The organism is Streptomyces sp. RLA123, assembly GCF_056270165.1.
In genome coordinates, this window is the sequence record NZ_JBWDOR010000003.1 from 5,565,376 (window position 1) to 5,580,073 (window position 14,698).

General features: G+C 73.7%; 13 protein-coding genes, 1 other RNA gene and 1 pseudogene. 4 read left to right on the forward strand and 11 right to left on the reverse strand.

Translation table 11 applies throughout. The features are described from left to right. Positions 1 to 29 precede the first annotated feature (29 nt). From RV983_RS25430 to RV983_RS25450, 5 genes are all read right to left on the reverse strand, one after another. Complete coding sequence (locus RV983_RS25430; protein WP_475988043.1) at positions 30 to 761, reverse strand: ABC transporter permease; 732 nt, start codon at positions 759 to 761, stop codon at positions 30 to 32. Continuing rightward, positions 761 to 1,702: an ABC transporter ATP-binding protein gene (locus RV983_RS25435; protein WP_475988044.1), complete on the reverse strand. Its 942-nt coding sequence runs from the start codon at positions 1,700 to 1,702 to the stop codon at positions 761 to 763. Before RV983_RS25435 ends, RV983_RS25430 begins: the two co-directional genes overlap by 1 nt. A 166-nt stretch (positions 1,703 to 1,868) precedes the next feature. Further along, a complete protein-coding gene (locus tag RV983_RS25440) occupies positions 1,869 to 3,050 on the reverse strand; it encodes a bifunctional RNase H/acid phosphatase (RefSeq protein WP_475988045.1) in 1,182 nt (393 codons plus the stop codon). Continuing rightward, positions 3,050 to 3,793 (reverse strand): zinc ribbon domain-containing protein, encoded by a 744-nt coding sequence (locus RV983_RS25445; protein ID WP_475990451.1) that lies wholly within the window; start codon positions 3,791 to 3,793, stop codon positions 3,050 to 3,052. The genes RV983_RS25440 and RV983_RS25445 overlap by 1 nt, the downstream gene beginning before the upstream one ends. After that, complete coding sequence (locus RV983_RS25450; protein WP_475988046.1) at positions 3,790 to 4,674, reverse strand: Nif3-like dinuclear metal center hexameric protein; 885 nt, start codon at positions 4,672 to 4,674, stop codon at positions 3,790 to 3,792. Before RV983_RS25450 ends, RV983_RS25445 begins: the two co-directional genes overlap by 4 nt. A 182-nt stretch (positions 4,675 to 4,856) precedes the next feature. On the opposite strand from RV983_RS25450, the gene RV983_RS25455 reads away from it, so the two are divergent. Then, positions 4,857 to 6,005 carry a hypothetical protein gene (locus tag RV983_RS25455; protein WP_475988047.1) on the forward strand — a complete coding sequence of 383 codons (1,149 nt, stop codon included), beginning with the start codon at positions 4,857 to 4,859 and terminating at the stop codon, positions 6,003 to 6,005. A 110-nt stretch (positions 6,006 to 6,115) separates the two neighbouring features. Then, positions 6,116 to 6,268: a hypothetical protein gene (locus tag RV983_RS25460; protein ID WP_475988048.1), complete on the forward strand. Its 153-nt coding sequence runs from the start codon at positions 6,116 to 6,118 to the stop codon at positions 6,266 to 6,268. 14 nt (positions 6,269 to 6,282) lie between these two features. Here RV983_RS25460 and eda read toward each other — a convergent pair whose 3' ends face one another. Together eda and yaaA are read right to left on the reverse strand one after the other, a co-directional pair. Beyond that, positions 6,283 to 6,897, reverse strand: a complete 615-nt coding sequence (eda, locus tag RV983_RS25465; protein WP_475988049.1) for a bifunctional 4-hydroxy-2-oxoglutarate aldolase/2-dehydro-3-deoxy-phosphogluconate aldolase — start codon at positions 6,895 to 6,897, stop codon at positions 6,283 to 6,285. 67 nt (positions 6,898 to 6,964) lie between these two features. Then, positions 6,965 to 7,750 carry a peroxide stress protein YaaA gene (yaaA, locus tag RV983_RS25470; protein WP_475988050.1) on the reverse strand — a complete coding sequence of 262 codons (786 nt, stop codon included), beginning with the start codon at positions 7,748 to 7,750 and terminating at the stop codon, positions 6,965 to 6,967. Between the two features lie 65 nt (positions 7,751 to 7,815). Here yaaA and RV983_RS25475 point away from each other — a divergent pair. Further along, a pseudogene (locus RV983_RS25475) lies at positions 7,816 to 9,226 on the forward strand (RNB domain-containing ribonuclease). Positions 9,227 to 9,254: 28 nt separating this feature from the next. After that, positions 9,255 to 9,657, forward strand: an RNA gene (gene rnpB / locus RV983_RS25480) — RNase P RNA component class A. A gap of 33 nt (positions 9,658 to 9,690) precedes the next feature. Here rnpB and RV983_RS25485 read toward each other — a convergent pair. The 4 genes from RV983_RS25485 to RV983_RS25500 all read right to left on the reverse strand — a co-directional run bounded on the left by RV983_RS25485 (position 9,691) and on the right by RV983_RS25500 (position 14,654). Beyond that, positions 9,691 to 10,530, reverse strand: coding sequence for a lipase family protein (locus RV983_RS25485; RefSeq protein ID WP_475988051.1), 840 nt, complete (start codon positions 10,528 to 10,530; stop codon positions 9,691 to 9,693). A gap of 122 nt (positions 10,531 to 10,652) precedes the next feature. Next, positions 10,653 to 11,111 carry a lamin tail domain-containing protein gene (locus tag RV983_RS25490; protein WP_475988052.1) on the reverse strand — a complete coding sequence of 153 codons (459 nt, stop codon included), beginning with the start codon at positions 11,109 to 11,111 and terminating at the stop codon, positions 10,653 to 10,655. 79 nt (positions 11,112 to 11,190) lie between these two features. Beyond that, positions 11,191 to 12,546, reverse strand: a complete 1,356-nt coding sequence (locus RV983_RS25495; RefSeq protein WP_475988053.1) for an acyltransferase family protein — start codon at positions 12,544 to 12,546, stop codon at positions 11,191 to 11,193. Beyond that, on the reverse strand, positions 12,543 to 14,654 hold the full coding sequence (locus tag RV983_RS25500; protein ID WP_475988054.1) for a bifunctional polysaccharide deacetylase/glycosyltransferase family 2 protein: 2,112 nt from the start codon (positions 14,652 to 14,654) through the stop codon (positions 12,543 to 12,545). Before RV983_RS25500 ends, RV983_RS25495 begins: the two co-directional genes overlap by 4 nt. Between the last annotated feature and the right edge of the window lie 44 nt (positions 14,655 to 14,698).

Below are 14,698 nucleotides of genomic sequence, written 5' to 3' on the forward strand. Positions count from 1 at the left end.
TTCCTCGTGCGTGCCTCGTGGCGTGTTCATCACACGGTGCGTGCCGAGCGACGGTACGCGTACACCGCGTACGCGCCGAACGCCGCTGTCCAGCCCGCCAGTACCACCACCGTGCCCAGGTGCGGCGCGGTTCCGCCGGTGACGCTCCAGCCGAGCTCCCCGAAGCGGTGGGACGGGGTCCAGCGGGAGACCGCCCGCAGCCAGCCGGGGAAGAGCGAGGTGGGGAACCACAGGCCGCCGACCACGGACAGGCCCAGGTTGCAGGCGACGTTGACCACGCCGGTGGTCTGCGCGGTCAGCCGGTAACCGTTGCCGAGCCCGAGCAGGGTGAACGGCGCGGTGCCGGCCCACAGCAGGGCGGCGACCGCCGCCCACTGCCACGGCCGCAGGTCGACGCCGTTGACGATGCCTCCGGCCAGCAGGACGGCGATGAGCGAGGGGAGCACGGTGACCGAGCCGCTGAGGCAGCGCCCGACGACCACCTGGGACGGCGACATCGGGGTGATGCGCAACTGGCGCAGCCAGCCGTGCCCCTTGTCCTCCGCGACACCGGTGCCGGCGGCCAGGGCCGAACCCAGCGCCCCGTACGCGGCCATGCCGATCATCGAGGCCAGCGCGGCGGCCTTGTCCTCATCGGAGCCGGAGACGCCGAGGTTGGTGAAGAGCAGGTACATCATGACCGGCATGCCGATCCCGAAGATCACGTATCCGGTGTCCCGCAGGGTGCGGCGGATCTCCAGCGCGACGTAGGCGAGCAGCATCAGACGGTCTCCTCGGTGAGATCGGTCGGGGCGGTGAGCGGGCCGGCCGGCGTGCCGTCGGCGTTCCGCGAGGTGAGGGTGAGGAACGCGTCCTCCAGACTGGCCGCGGTGACCTCCAGGCCGCGGATCATGCCGCGTTCCGCGAGCGCGACCACGGTGGCGTCGGAGTCCGAGCTGCGCAGGTGGGCACGGTCGCCGCGGACCTCCACGGAGACCACGCCGGGCAGTCGCCGCAGGCCCTCGGTGGCGGCGCCGGCCAGGTCGAGGGCGACCAGGTTGCCGCCCACCGCGCGCTTGATGCGCTCGCCGCTGTCGTCGGCGACGATCCGGCCGCGGTCGATGACGACGATCCGGTTGGCGTTCTCGTCCGCCTCCTCCAGGTAGTGCGTGGAGAACAGGATCGTGTTGCCGTGCGCGGCGTAGGCCCGCATGGAGTCCCAGAAGGCGCGCCGTGCCTCGACGTCGAGGGCGGCGGTCGGCTCGTCCAGCACGACCAGTTCGGGGTTGCCCGCCAGGGCGACCGCGAAGCGCACGCGCTGTGCCTGGCCACCGGAGAGCCGGTCGGCCCGGCGGTCGGCGAAGTCGGTGAGCCCGGCCAGTTCCAGGGACTTGGCGACGGGCAGCGGATCGGGGTAGGTGCGGGCCACGAAGGTGAGCAGCTCCCGCACGGTGACCCGGGGGATCGGCCGGCCGTCCTGGAGCATCGCGCCGACCCGTCCGGCCCGCACCGCCTCCTGCGGGGTGCCGCCGAAGAGCCGGACCTCGCCGCTGTCCGGGGTGTCGAGCCCCAGCAGGAGGCTGATCGAGGTGGACTTGCCCGCCCCGTTGCGACCGAGCAGGGCCACGGACTCACCGCGCCGGATCTCCAGGTCCACCTCGTCCACGGCGCGCACCGCGCCGAAGGTCTTGACCGCCCGGGTGAAGCTCACAGTCGTCGTCATGCCCACGACGGTACGGGGGGAGGACCGGGCAGGGGCAGAGGGGAAAGTACGCGGTTCCCCGGGACAAATGTCATGGGAGGCGCGGTGACTGACGGAATGTCAGCTCATCGGCAGGACGGGCGGGCGGCCTCCGCGAGACCCTCGCGGAGGCCGGGGTACCGCTCGCTCAGCGCAGGTGGGAGGTGTCGTTGAACAGCCGCACCGAGGCGTTGCCGTCCGCGAAGTACGCCACCGCGGAGAGCGCCGCCGCCGACAGTTCCATGCGGAACAGCGACTCCGGCGGCGCGTTCAGCGCGAGTCGCAGGAGCGTCTTGACCGGAGTGACGTGCGTGACGACCAGGACGGTGCGGCCCGCGTAGCGCGCGATCATCTTGTCGCGGGCGAGGGCGACCCGCCGCGCGGTGGAGGCGAAGCTCTCGCCGCCGGGCGGCGCGACCTTGGGCGAGGCCAGCCAGGCCGTCAGCTCCTGCGGGAAGCGCTCCTTGACCTCGCCGAAGGTCAGCCCCTCCCAGGCGCCGAAGTCCGTCTCACGCACGCCGTCCTCGATGCGCACGTCGAGGCCGAGCCGCTGCGCGACGATCTCCGCGGTCTGCCGGGTGCGCTTGAGCGGGGAGGACACGACGGCCTGGACGGTGCCACGGTCGGCCAGCAGGTCCGCCGCCCGGCGCGCCTGCCACAGCCCCTTCTCCGACAGCTCCGGGTCGGTGCCGCCGCTGCCGGAGAATCGCTTCTCCGGGGTGAGCGGGGTCTCGCCGTGCCGCAGCAGCACGAACGTGGTCGGGGTGCCCATGTCGGCGTCGCCCCAGCCCACCGCGGTCCCGGACTCGCCGAGCGGCTCGGGGTCGTCGTCCACCGCCGCCGGCACGACGGCCTCCGCCGCGGGGGCCGCAGCCGTCGCGAGGGCGGCCGTGGACCGGCTCGGCTCCCACTGCCGGCCCCGCTTGCCCGCGTCCATCGCCTCGTTGGCCAGCCGGTCGGCGTACTTGTTCTTCTCGCGCGGGATCCACTCGTAGGTCACCTGCGCGGGCGGCAGGACCGAGCGGGCCTCGGCGGCGAGCGGGCGCATGTCCGGGTGCTTGATCTTCCAGCGGCCCGACATCTGCTCCACGACGAGCTTGGAGTCCATCCGCACCCGCACCTGCGCCTCGGGGTCGAGCGCCCGGGCGGCCCGCAGACCGGCGATCAGACCCCGGTACTCGGCCACATTGTTGGTGTGCGTGCCGATGAACTCGGCGGCCTCGGCGAGCACTTCGCCCGTGGCGGTGTCGCACACCACGGCACCGTACCCGGCCGGGCCCGGGTTGCCCCGGGACCCGCCGTCGGCCTCTACGGTGAACGTCCGGGCCATTACAGGCCGGACTCGGGCGTGCGGACCAGGATGCGGCGGCAGTTCTCGCAGCGCACGATCGCGTCGGCCGCCGCCGTGCGCACCTCGTTCAGCTCGGTGATGTTCAGCTCCAGCCGGCAGCCCTCGCAGCGCTTCTGGTAGAGCCGGGCCGCGCCGACGCCGCCGGACTGCGCCCGCAGCTTGTCGTAGAGCTTCAGCAGGTCGGCCGGGACCGCACCGGCCATGATCTCCCGCTCCTTGGCGGCCGTCATGCCCTCGGCGTCGATCCCGCGCTGGGCCTCGTCCCGCCGGGTCTCGGCCTCACCGGCCTTGGCCTGCACCGAGTCCAGGCGCCCGGTCAGCTCCTGGACCCGCTCCTGGAGGGACTCGCGGCGCTCCATGACATCCAGGACGACGTCCTCCAGGTCGCTCTGCCGCTTGGCCAGCGAGACGATCTCGCGCTGGAGGTTCTCCAGGTCCTTCGGCGAGGAGACGGCGCCGGAGTCCATCCGCTCCTGGTCGCGGACGGCGCGCTTGCGCACCTGGTCCACGTCCTGCTCGGCCTTGATCTGCTCGCGGGCGGTGTCGCTCTCCTCGGTCTGGGCGGCGACCAGCAGGTCGCGCAGCTGCGTCACGTCGGAGGAGAGGCGCTCGATCTCCGCGTGTTCGGGAAGGGTCCGGCGCTTGTGGTCCAACTGCGCGATGCGCGCGTCGAGTGCCTGGACCTCGAGGAGTCGGATCTGGTCTGCGGGCGCGGCGTTCAGCGGGGGGCTCCTGAGGTCGTGGGTTCGAGGGAGACGTGCGGGACGTGCGGAGGGGCAGTGGCGGTGGCGTGGGCCGTCCACGGGTCGGTGACGGCGTGCGACACATGGGTGCGCACGTCCCAGCCGTTCCGTTCCGCGACCTCGTCGAGCCGGCGCGCGGCCTGCTCGCACCAGGGCCACTCGGTCGCCCAGTGGGCGGCGTCGACGAGTGCCGGGGGGCCTGCCTGCTGCGCCTCCGACACCGGGTGGTGGCGCAGGTCGGCCGTCACGTAGACATCGGCCCCGGACCTGCGCACGTCGTCGAGGAAGCTGTCGCCGCTGCCGCCGCACACCGCGACGGTGCGCACCTGCCGCCGGGGGTCGCCCGCGACGCGCAGCCCGGTCGCCGTCACCGGCAGGCCGCGGGCCGCCCGCTCGGCGAACTCCGCCAGCGTCATCGGCTCCGGCAGTTCGCCGAGCCGGCCGGCGCCGCGGCGCCCGGCCGGGTCCGTCGGGTCCGGCACCAGGGGGCCGGTGACGCGCAGTCCGAGGGCGGCCGCGAGGGCGTCCGAGACCCCGGGGTCGGCGCGGTCGGCGTTGGTGTGGGCGACGTGCAGCGCGACGTCGTTCTTGATCAGGGAGTGCACCACGCGGCCCTTGAAGCCGGTCGCGGCCACCGTCGTGGTGCCGCGCAGCCAGAGCGGGTGGTGCGTGACGAGCAGATCGGCGCCGAGGCGGATCGCCTCGTCGGCGACCTCCTGGACCGGGTCGACCGCGAAGAGCACCTGCCGGACCTCGGCGTCCGGGTCACCACAGACCAGGCCGACGGCGTCCCACTGCTCGGCCCACTCCGGCGGCCAGAGGACTTCGAGGGCGGCGATGACGTCGGACAGTTTCGGCACGGGGTCGAGGTTACCGCGCCGGTACCGGGCGGCAGGAATTCCCGGCTGGTCATGAGCACACCGAACGCACGAAGTCCGACGGAACCGGACGAGAGCCACCCTTATGTGTGAAGCACACCGACTCGTGTCGGGCGGCTGCGCGTGCGAAAACTAGCGTCGTGGTCAGGAGGTGAGCCACACCGATGACAGCCTGCGCAACCGAGACCGGCACCGGCGCCGGCGCCGTGCCGCGGGCCGGGTTCACGATCGCCGCGGACGGCTCCTACGCCGCGTGCCTGGTCCGGACGCCCGACGGCGGGGACGGCTGGTACCCCGAGCGCTGGACGCTCGGCGGGCCCGAGCCGTACACCGTGCCGCTGCCCGGCAACCAGCCCGAGGAGGAGTGCTCCGAGGTGCTGCCGCTGCCCGACGGCCGGGTCCTCATCCGCCGTCGCGTCGCCGACCGGCACGACGTCGCGCTGCTCTACCCGACCGGTCCCGGCACCGGCGAACTGCTGCTCGGCTCGGTCCCGGACGGCCCGGGCGGCCAGGACAGTGAGGTGCGCCTGCTGCCGCCGCCCGCGTCCGGGCTCGCGTTCGCCCTCGCCTACGACCCCGTGGTCACCCGCACCTCGGTGTGGCTGGTCCACGACGGCAGCGACGGCCCGCCACGCAGGCTCGCGGAGATCCACGGCCGCTGCGGGGGCGGCGCGTGGCTCGACCGGGCGGGCGGTGTGCTCGCCCTGGACCGCGAGACGGACGGGACGGTCAAGACCGTCGCTGTGGACCTGCGGGGCGGCGGCGCGGTCAGCCCGCTGCTGCAGATCACCGATGACAGCAACGACCGGCTGCTGCTCGCCGAGCCCGACAGCGGACTCCTCATAGTCCGCAGCGACGCCACCGGTGAGGACCGCATCGGCTGGGGCGTGCTCAGCAGCAGGCAGCCGATGCGGTTCGCGGAGTGCCTGCGCGTCCCCGACGCCGTCCTCACCCCGTTCGCCGCGCAGCCGGGCCAGGTGCTGATGCCCGAGTCCTGCGCGGTCGCGCTGCGTGCCGACGGCCCGCACGGCACGTCGCTGGCGGTCTGGCGGCCGGGGGAGCGCCGTGCCACCTGGCTCAACGCCCCCGAGGGCTGGCTCGCCGGGACCGGTATGTGGTCGCCGCGGGGTGTGCTGCGGCTGCCGTACGCGTGCGTGCACTGTCCCTGCGGCATCGTCGACTACGACGCCCCCGCGCCGCTTCCGCCGTCCCTGACCGCCGTTCCCGAGGGGGCCTCGGAGCCCGCGCCGGAGGAGTCCAGGAGCAGCCCGGTCCTTCCTCTGCAGAAGGCGCCGCTGGCGGCTGGATCATGACCGGTAGACTCCGACCGGGGGCTGCGCTGCCATTTCGGCGTGCGGTGGTACGACGGCGCGTCGGCAGCACGGTTCCTGCGCCCCGTAAGCCACCGACAGAGAGTCCTCGCATGTCAGACTCCCGATTCGAGAACGCCGCCGCGAGCCGGCAGGACGCGGCCGATCTCCATGGTCGCCACCGCGGCCCCGCCTCCTCCGAAGAAGTGCCCGCCGCGCCGCACGGCAGGCACCGCCGCATGGAGGCGTCCGGCGACGACGACTGAGCCGGACGGAACGTTCAGGCTCCCCGCAGACCGGCCGCCGTCCGCGCCAGCGCGCGGACGCGGGGCCAGTCGCGGGACCGGAGCGCGTCCCGCGGGACCATCCAGCTCCCGCCGACGCAGGCCACGTTCGGCAGCGCCAGGTACTCCGGCGCACGGGCCTGGTCGATGCCCCCGGTGGGGCAGAAGCGCACATCCGGCAGCGGCGAGGCCAGTGCCCTGAGGTACGCCGTGCCGCCCGCGGCCTCGGCGGGGAAGAACTTCAGCTCTGTCACGCCGCGTTCGGCCAGCGCCACCACCTCGGACGCGGTCGACACCCCCGGCAGATACGGCACCCCCGTCGCCCGCGCGGCGCCGAGCAGCCGCTCGGTCCAGCCGGGACTGACCAGGAACCGCGCCCCGGCGTCCACCGCCGCGGCTGCCTGCTCCTCCCGCACCACGGTCCCGGCCCCGACGAAGGCCTCGGGCACCTCTCGGGCGACGGCCCGGATCCCGTCCAGCGCGGCGGGAGTCCGCAGCGTGATCTCCACGACCGGCAGCCCGCCGTCCACCAGGGCCCTGGCCAGCGGCACCGCGTCGGCGGCGTCCTCCAGCACGACGACGGGGATCACGGGGGCGCGGTCGAGCAGCATGCCCGGGATGCTGCCGGGGCGACGCGACTGGCGCAACAGTCGTTGCAGCCCGCGCAACGCCGGTGTCTCAGTGGACGTCCGTCACCAGCACGTCGATGCGCCCCGGACCCTGCACCTCCACCCGGAAGCCCAGCTCCCGCAGCGCGTCGGCCAGTTCGGCCGGGCCGCCCGGCCGGGCCCCCGACTCCAGCAGGGCGCGCACCATGCGCCCCTTCGTCGCCTTGTTGAAGTGGCTGACGACCGTCCGGGTCTCGGCCTGCACGACCCGCACGGTCGCCGTCCGCCCGGCCAACGCGCCCTTCGGCTTCCACGCCGCCGCGTACGCCGACGACCGCAGGTCCAGCACGAGGCCACCACCGGCGGCCTCCGCCGCCTCCGGCAGGACGTCCGTCATCGCGTCCCGCCAGAATGTGCCGAGCGCCCCCGTCGCGGGCAGCCTGACGCCCATCGAACAGCGGTAGGCCGGGATCGCGTCCTTGACGCCGACCGCGCCCCACAGCCCCGAGAAGATCAGCAGCGAGCGCGCCGCGCGCCGCTTCGCCGCCGGGCTGAGCGTGGCCAGGCCCAGCGCGTCGTACAGCACCCCGGTGTAGATCTGCCCGGCCGGGCGCGCAGGAGCACGGTGCAGCCCGGCGTTGCGGGCCACCTCGCCGCGCAGGCCGGGGCTGAGACCCAGCACGTCGGCCGCCTTGAGTACGGCGTCGGCGTCGTCGCTCGCGCACAGCCCCACCAGCTCGTCCAGCACCGTGCGCCGCGCGGCGGTGAGTCCGGGCAGCGACAGGGCGTCCAGGTCCACGGCCTTCCCGGTGGCGGGAGCGGCCTTGCCCTCGGACGGCGGCAGCAGGACGAGCACGGTGGTTCTCCTTCACGTTCTCCTGTGTTCGTGAAGCCTACGGCCGCCGGAATTACGCTCGCTCCATGCCTCGTCGCCCCCTGCGCGTGAAGGCCGCCGACGGCGAGCCGCTGCGGAACGCGCTCAGTGCCCTGCGTACCGAACTGCACGTGCCCGCCGCCTTCCCGCCCGCCGTGCTCGCGGAGGCGGAACAGGCGGCCCGCACACCGGGCGTGAACGGCCACGAGGACGCCACCGGCCTGCCGCTGTTCACCATCGACCCGCCCGGCTCGCGCGACCTCGACCAGGCGATGCACCTGGCCCGCCGCGACGGCGGCTGACGCGTGCACTACGCGATCGCCGATGCCGCCGCCTTCGTCGCACCCGGCGGCGCGGTCGACACGGAGGCCCAACGCAGGGTCACCACGCTCTACTTCCCCGACGTCCGCGTCCCGCTGCACCCCACCGTGCTCAGCGAGGACGCCGCCAGCCTCCTGCCCGGCCGGGACAGGCTCGCCGTGCTGTGGCGCATCGACCTGGACGCGGACGGCGGCGTCACCGGCGTCGACGTCCGCCGCGCCCGGGTGCGCAGCCGCGCCCGGCTCGACTACGCGGAGGTGCAGCGCGACCTCGACGACGGCACCGCCGAGGAACCGCTGGCCCTGCTGCGGACCATCGGCCGGCTGCGCCAGGAACAGGAACGGCGGCGCGTCGGCATCTCCCTCGACGTGTCCGAGCAGGAGGTGGTCGAGCAGGGCGACGGCTACTCCCTGGAGTACCGCGCTCCGCTGCCGGCCGAGTCCTGGAACGCCCAGATCTCGCTGCTCGCCGGTATGGCCGCCGCCGAGCTGATGATCGCCGCGGGCACGGGCATCCTGCGGACGCTCCCGCTCGCCCCGCACGGCGAGGTCGCCCGGCTCAGGAGGGTCACCCAGGCGCTGCACATCGACTGGCCGCACATGACCTCGTACGCCGAGCTGATCCGCTCCCTGGACCCGGCCGCACCGGGCACGCCGCCTTCCTGCACGAGGCCACCAGCCCTTCCGCGGCGCCGACTACACCCCGTTCTGGCCCGGTCACCCGGCCTCACCGCTGCTGCACGCCGCCGTCGCCGACGCCTACACCCACTGCACGGCGCCGCTGCGCCGCCTGGTCGACCGCTACGCCGGGGAGTTCTGCCTCGCCGCCTCCGCCGGCCGCACCCCGCCGGACTGGGTCACCGGCGCCTACCGCGACCTGCCGCAGCGGATGCGCACCGGCTCCCAGCTCGCCGCCCGCATAGAGGGCGCCTCCGTCTCCGTCGTCGAGGCCGCCCTCCTCAAGGACCGGGTGGGCGACGTCTTCGACGCCTACGTCATCGACGTCCGCGAGAACGACCCCACCGCCGGCACCGTCCATCTGTGCGACCCCGCCGTCGTCGCCCGTGTCAGGGGCGGCAGCGTGCGCCTCGCCGAGGCCGACGTGGAACGGCACACGCTGCTTTTCGCCCCGGCATGATCGCCGGGTAACATGGCGGCACGGCAGACGAGCCGAGTGGACGGCCGCGTCAGGACCACGGTCCTGCCGAGGAACGTCCGGGCTCCACAGGGCAAGGTGGTGGGTAACGCCCACCCGGGGTGACCCGCGGGACAGTGCCACAGAAAACAGACCGCCGGGAGCCGCAAGGCACCCGGTAAGGGTGAAACGGTGGTGTAAGAGACCACCAGTGCCCAGGGTGACCTGGGCAGCTAGGTAAACCCCACCTGGAGCAAGGTCAAGAGGGGCGCTGTAACAGGTGCTCTGCGCGGACGTTCGAGGGCTGCCCGCCCGAGTCCGCGGGTAGACCGCACGAGGCCGGCGGCAACGCCGGTCCTAGATGGATGGCCGTCGCCCGGCCGGCCGCGAGGCCGACCGGGACACAGAACCCGGCGTACGGCTCGGCTCGTCTGCCGCTTCGCGTACGCCGGGCCCGGCCGGCGCTCTCAGTGGAAGCGCTTGACGAATCCGAGCGCGGTCTCGGCGACTTCGCGCCAGCCGCTGTCGATGGTCAGCGAGTGACCGCGGCCGGGGATCTCGGTGACCTCGGTGACGGCGTGCTCGTTGCGGTGCTGCTTCTTGTGCGAGGCGTGGGTGACGGCCCACGGCACGGTGTGGTCCTTCTCGCCGGAGACCAGCAGCAGCGGACCGCGCTCCGCGGTCTCCGTGTCGACCTTGGTCCCGCTCCACGGGTTGAAGTCGGCGACGGCGGCCTGGAACAGCGGCTCGCCGGGTGCGGGCACGGCGAATGTCCCGTACAGCTCGCGCGCCTCCTCCTCGCTCACCGCGTTGGCGAAGGCGTAGCGGAACCGGTCGTAGGTCAGCGGCACCGTGCGGTGGAAGTCGGCCGGATTGCCGAGGACCGGGCCGCCGAGCGCAGCGAGGAGAACGGCAGCGGCAGCACGCCCTGGAACGGCGCGGGATCGATGGCGACCGATGCGGCCGACAGGCCGCGTCCGGCGAGGATCCGGGTGATCAGGCCGCCGAAGGAGTGGCCTATGACGGCCGGCTTGCGGTCCAGCCCGCCGATGAGGCCGGCGAAGTGGTCGGCGACCTCTGGCGACCCCCTTGCGGGCGAAGACCTCGGGATGGGCGTTGGCCTCCTCCACGGTCTCCGGGTCGTCGGGCCATCCGGGGGTGACCGGGGTGTACCCGGTCTCCTCGAACAGGGCGGCCCAGCGGTCCCGGCCACTGGGCAGCAGCCAGAGCCCGTGGACGAAGACGACCGGGGGCCGGCCCGAGGCCTCGGCCTGCTCGATCCGCTCGGCGTCGTCTGCGGCGGTCACGGGAACCACTCCTGTTCGCGAGGGGGTTGGCGGCCCTCACCCTCGCAAACGCCGCCGGGCCCAGGGGGCCCGGCGGCGTGGATGTGCACGGTGCGAACAGATCCCGGCACCGTGGGAGGAGATCAGCAGTTCTTGTAGTCCGAGCGTGTGCTGTTGTAGCCGCAGGTGTCGGCCTTGGCGCCGCCGGCCTTGCGCAGGGTCGCGGTGTCCTTGTCGTTGTTCCAGACGTACCAGTCGCGGTTCTGGAAGCGGTTGCCCGCGGTGTTGCGGCCCGGGCCCGTGTGGACCTTGACGGTCTTGCCGGCGCCGAGGGAGTAGGCGCCGAAGGTGTACGTGTGGCGGGACGCGTCGGTGAGCGTCCAGCCCTTCAGGCTGACCGCGCGGGACGTGGAGTTGGTGATCGTGACCCACTCGGCGTTGAGGCTCGCGTCGGAACCGCGGTCGGCGCCGGGGCTGTTGTAGTAGATCTTGGCGAGGTGGACGGAGCCGGCGGCCTCGGCGGCGGGGGCCGCGAGGGTGAGCGTGGCGGCGGTCGCGGATATCGCCGTGAGCAGGCAGGTCAGCGTGGTACGGGTGCGCATGATGCGGGTTCCCCCCAAGGGTGGCGCGAATTCGATGGGTCAGCGTACAGAGAACGTGCACGAACAGCGCACGGAATCTTCACATGTGGCGGCGGGCGCGTGCGCGGCGCCCTCCGCCGCCCGTCGGCCACGGGTGCGGTCTGCGCCGCGCGGCGACGTCCTCGGCCCAGCCGGTCAGCACGATGGCCGCGCCGATCAGCGGCCAGGCCATGAGGAACTGGAACCAGGTGGCGTCCAGCGGCAGATGGGCCTCGAAGAAGGGCACCTCCCACATGCGGTCGATGAGCGGGACGCTGAGGAACAGCGCGACCTCGTGCCACAGATAGACCGTCACGGCACGGGCGTTGAGCAGCCCCACCGCGCCGTCCGCCACCGGTACGCGGCTCAGCCGGCGCGGGCGGAAGCGGAGCAGCACGAGGACGAAACCGACCGACCACAGCGCTTGTGCGAGCGGGATCTCGCCGAGGTCGAAGCCCTCGTCGGTCGGATGCGTGAGGGCGAACCAGCCGCCCGCCGCGAGGCAGAGCGCCGCCAGGCCCAGCACGGTGCGGGCGCGCAGCGCGTCCAGCCGCCCGTCCCGGTGCGCGAAGCCGAGCAGCCAGCAGGCCCCGAAGGTGGCCAGGTCGACGGCCGGGGTGAGCGCGGGCTCGGTCAGCGGGAGCCGGTCGTACTGGGCCAGGACGACCAGCACCCCGCACACGGCCAGGCAGGCCCTGGGCGCGGCGCGGAAGGCCTTGAGCAGCCACGGCGAGAGCAGGACCAGCCACAGATAGGTGCGGATGTACCACAGCGGGTCCGTCATCTGCTCGGCCCAGGCGATGCGGGGCGGGTCCGCCAGCGGCAGGACCCACAGCAGCATCCGCGGCCAGGAGCGGATGTGCCAGCCGTGCACGAGCATGGCGCCCACGACGACCGCCGCGAACAACCAGTACGGCACGAGCAGCCGCCGCGCCCGGCTGCGCAGCACCGAGGCGGCCGGGCGCTTGAGCGAGTGCGCCATCAGCGAGCCGGCGAGCGCGAACATCACGCCGATGGACGGGAAGGCGAAGGTCAGCCACGCCCAGTTGAAGGTGTGGAAGACCACCACCCGTACCAGGGCCAGCGCCCGGAGCAGGTCGAGATAGCGGTCCCGGCCCCCGCCGCCTCCCCCGGCGGCACCCGCCGTGGCGGCCGCACCGGCCGGGGCTCCGGCGGTCGCGAGGGGAGCGCCGCCCCGCGCCGGCGGCCCGTCCGGGCCGCCCGCCCGGTCCCGCTCCGGCGCGTCGACGGTGACGGTCGCGCCGTGCTCCGCCGCGACGCGGGCGCGCCGCCGCCCGCCCCCGGGACCGGGGACCGGCACGGGTACCGGGGGCGGTCCCGCCGGGCGGCCGCCGCGGGGGTCGTGGGCGTGCATGGGGTCCTCCGGGAAGGGGTGGTCGGACGGGCGGGGTGTCACCGTTCGCTCCCGGCGGCCACGGGCGGGGTGCCGACCTCGCCGGTGCGCCGCAGTTTGTGCCAGCCGAGCCGACCGCCGTTGATCGCGGTGATGCACGACTGCAGCAGCACCAGGTACATCAACTGCCGGTAGAGGACCTGCTGCAGCGGCAGCGGCCACAGGTCCCGCAGCCGCTCCCCGTCGAGCCGGAACGCGTACGCGGCGCACGCCGCCTGCACACCCAGCACCGCGACCCACGCGACCGCGGTGCGAAACGGATCCATGAACACCAGCCCGTAGACCGCGAAGACGTCGATCAGCGGCGCCAGCAGCGGGGCGAGCACCTGGAAGAGCACCACCAGCGGCAGCCCGACCCGGCCGAACCGGCCGGAGTGGCCGCGGTCCAGCACCGCCCCGCGGTGCTTCCACATCGCCTGCATGGTGCCGTAGCTCCAGCGGTAGCGCTGCTTCCACAACTGCCGCACCGTGGACGGCGCCTCGGTCCAGGCGCGGGCCCGCTCGGCGTAGACGACGTGCCATCCGGCCCGGTGCAGGGCCATGGTGACGTCGGTGTCCTCGGCGAGGGTCTCGTCGCTCATGCCGCCCACGTCGCGCAGCGCGTCGCGCCGGAAGGCCCCGCAGGCGCCGGGGATGGTCGGCATGCAGCGCATCAGGTCGTACATGCGGCGGTCGAGGTTGAAGCCCATCACGTACTCGATGTGCTGCCAGCGCCCGATCATCCGGCTGCGGTTGCCGACCTTGGCGTTGCCGGCGACCGCGCCGACCCGCGGGTCGGCGAAGGGCTGGACGAGTTCGCGGACGGTGGCCGGCTCGAAGACCGTGTCGCCGTCCATCATCACGATCAGGTCGTGCCGGGCGTGCGCGACGCCGTTGTTGAGCGCGGCCGGCTTGCCGCCGTTGGGCTGCCGCACCACCGTGACGTCGGGCAGGCCGAGGGCCTCCACGATGTCGGCGGTGCCGTCGCTGGACCCGTCGTCGACGACCACGATCTCGATCGGATGCTCCCCGGAGGCCAGGGAGTTGACCGTGTGGGCGATGCACTCCTTCTCGTTGTACGCCGGCACGATGACGCTGACCGGTTCGGTGACGGCCGGTCCCCAGCGGAAGCCGCGCCTGCGGCGCTGCCGGGCGTGCCGTCGGGCCAGCAGCAGCATCGCGGCGAACCGCGCCAGGACGAGCACGCCCACGGCGGCCAGCAGGACGGCGAGGGCCGGCACGGCGGCCTCGGACAGCTCCACGGCGGCCACGAAGATCCGCCCCTGCCACAACTCCGCCCCGGCGACCGAGTGGTTGGTGGAGCTGGCCCCGACCGCCTCGCCGACCGTCTCGAAGCGGTAGCCGCGCTCTTTGAGCAGCGGGATCAGCCGGTCGAGCGCGGCCACCGTCTGGGAGCGGTCGCCGCCCGCGTCGTGCATCAGCACGATCGCGCCCTTCCCCGGCTTCTTGGGGAGGGAGCCGTCGACGATCGCCTGGACACCGGGCCGGCGCCAGTCCTCGGCGTCCTGGTCGATGAAGGCGGTGACATAGCCCTTGCGGCCGACCTGCTGGACGATCGGCCAGGACAGGTCGTCCAGGGCGTCGGCCGTGGAGGAGTACGGCGGGCGGAACAGCGAACTGTGGATGCCGGCGGCTCCCGCGAGCGCGAGCTGCGTCTGCGACAGCTCGCGGTCGACCCGCCCCGGGGACTGGTACACCAGGTCCGGGTGGGCGAAGGTGTGCACGCCGATCTCATGCCCCTCCCGCACCATCCGGCGGATCAGATCCGGGTGGCGGGCGGCGTTGCTGCCGGTGACGAAGAAGGTGGCCCGCACCTTCTGCCGCCGCAGCACGTCGAGCACCTCCGGCGTCCAGACCGGGTCCGGTCCGTCGTCGAAGGTGAGGGCGATGGTGCGGTCCGGCGTGCGGTACGAGCGCGGGCGGTCGCCGGTGGAGTCCACCACCGGACCGCCGTCCAGTACCGCCTCGGGGACCTGGTCGGTGGCCACCGGCGGGTGCACCCGGTGGTCGGCCTCGAAGTCCCCGCGTACGTAGCCGCCGAGCAGCAGCACGCACACGAGCACGACGAGCGCGAGGACGGGAATGACGAGCCGGGGCCGCAGGGCTATCACGAGCCGCCCTGCGGTTGCTGGTCGGTGCCGTCGGCGGGCGGTAC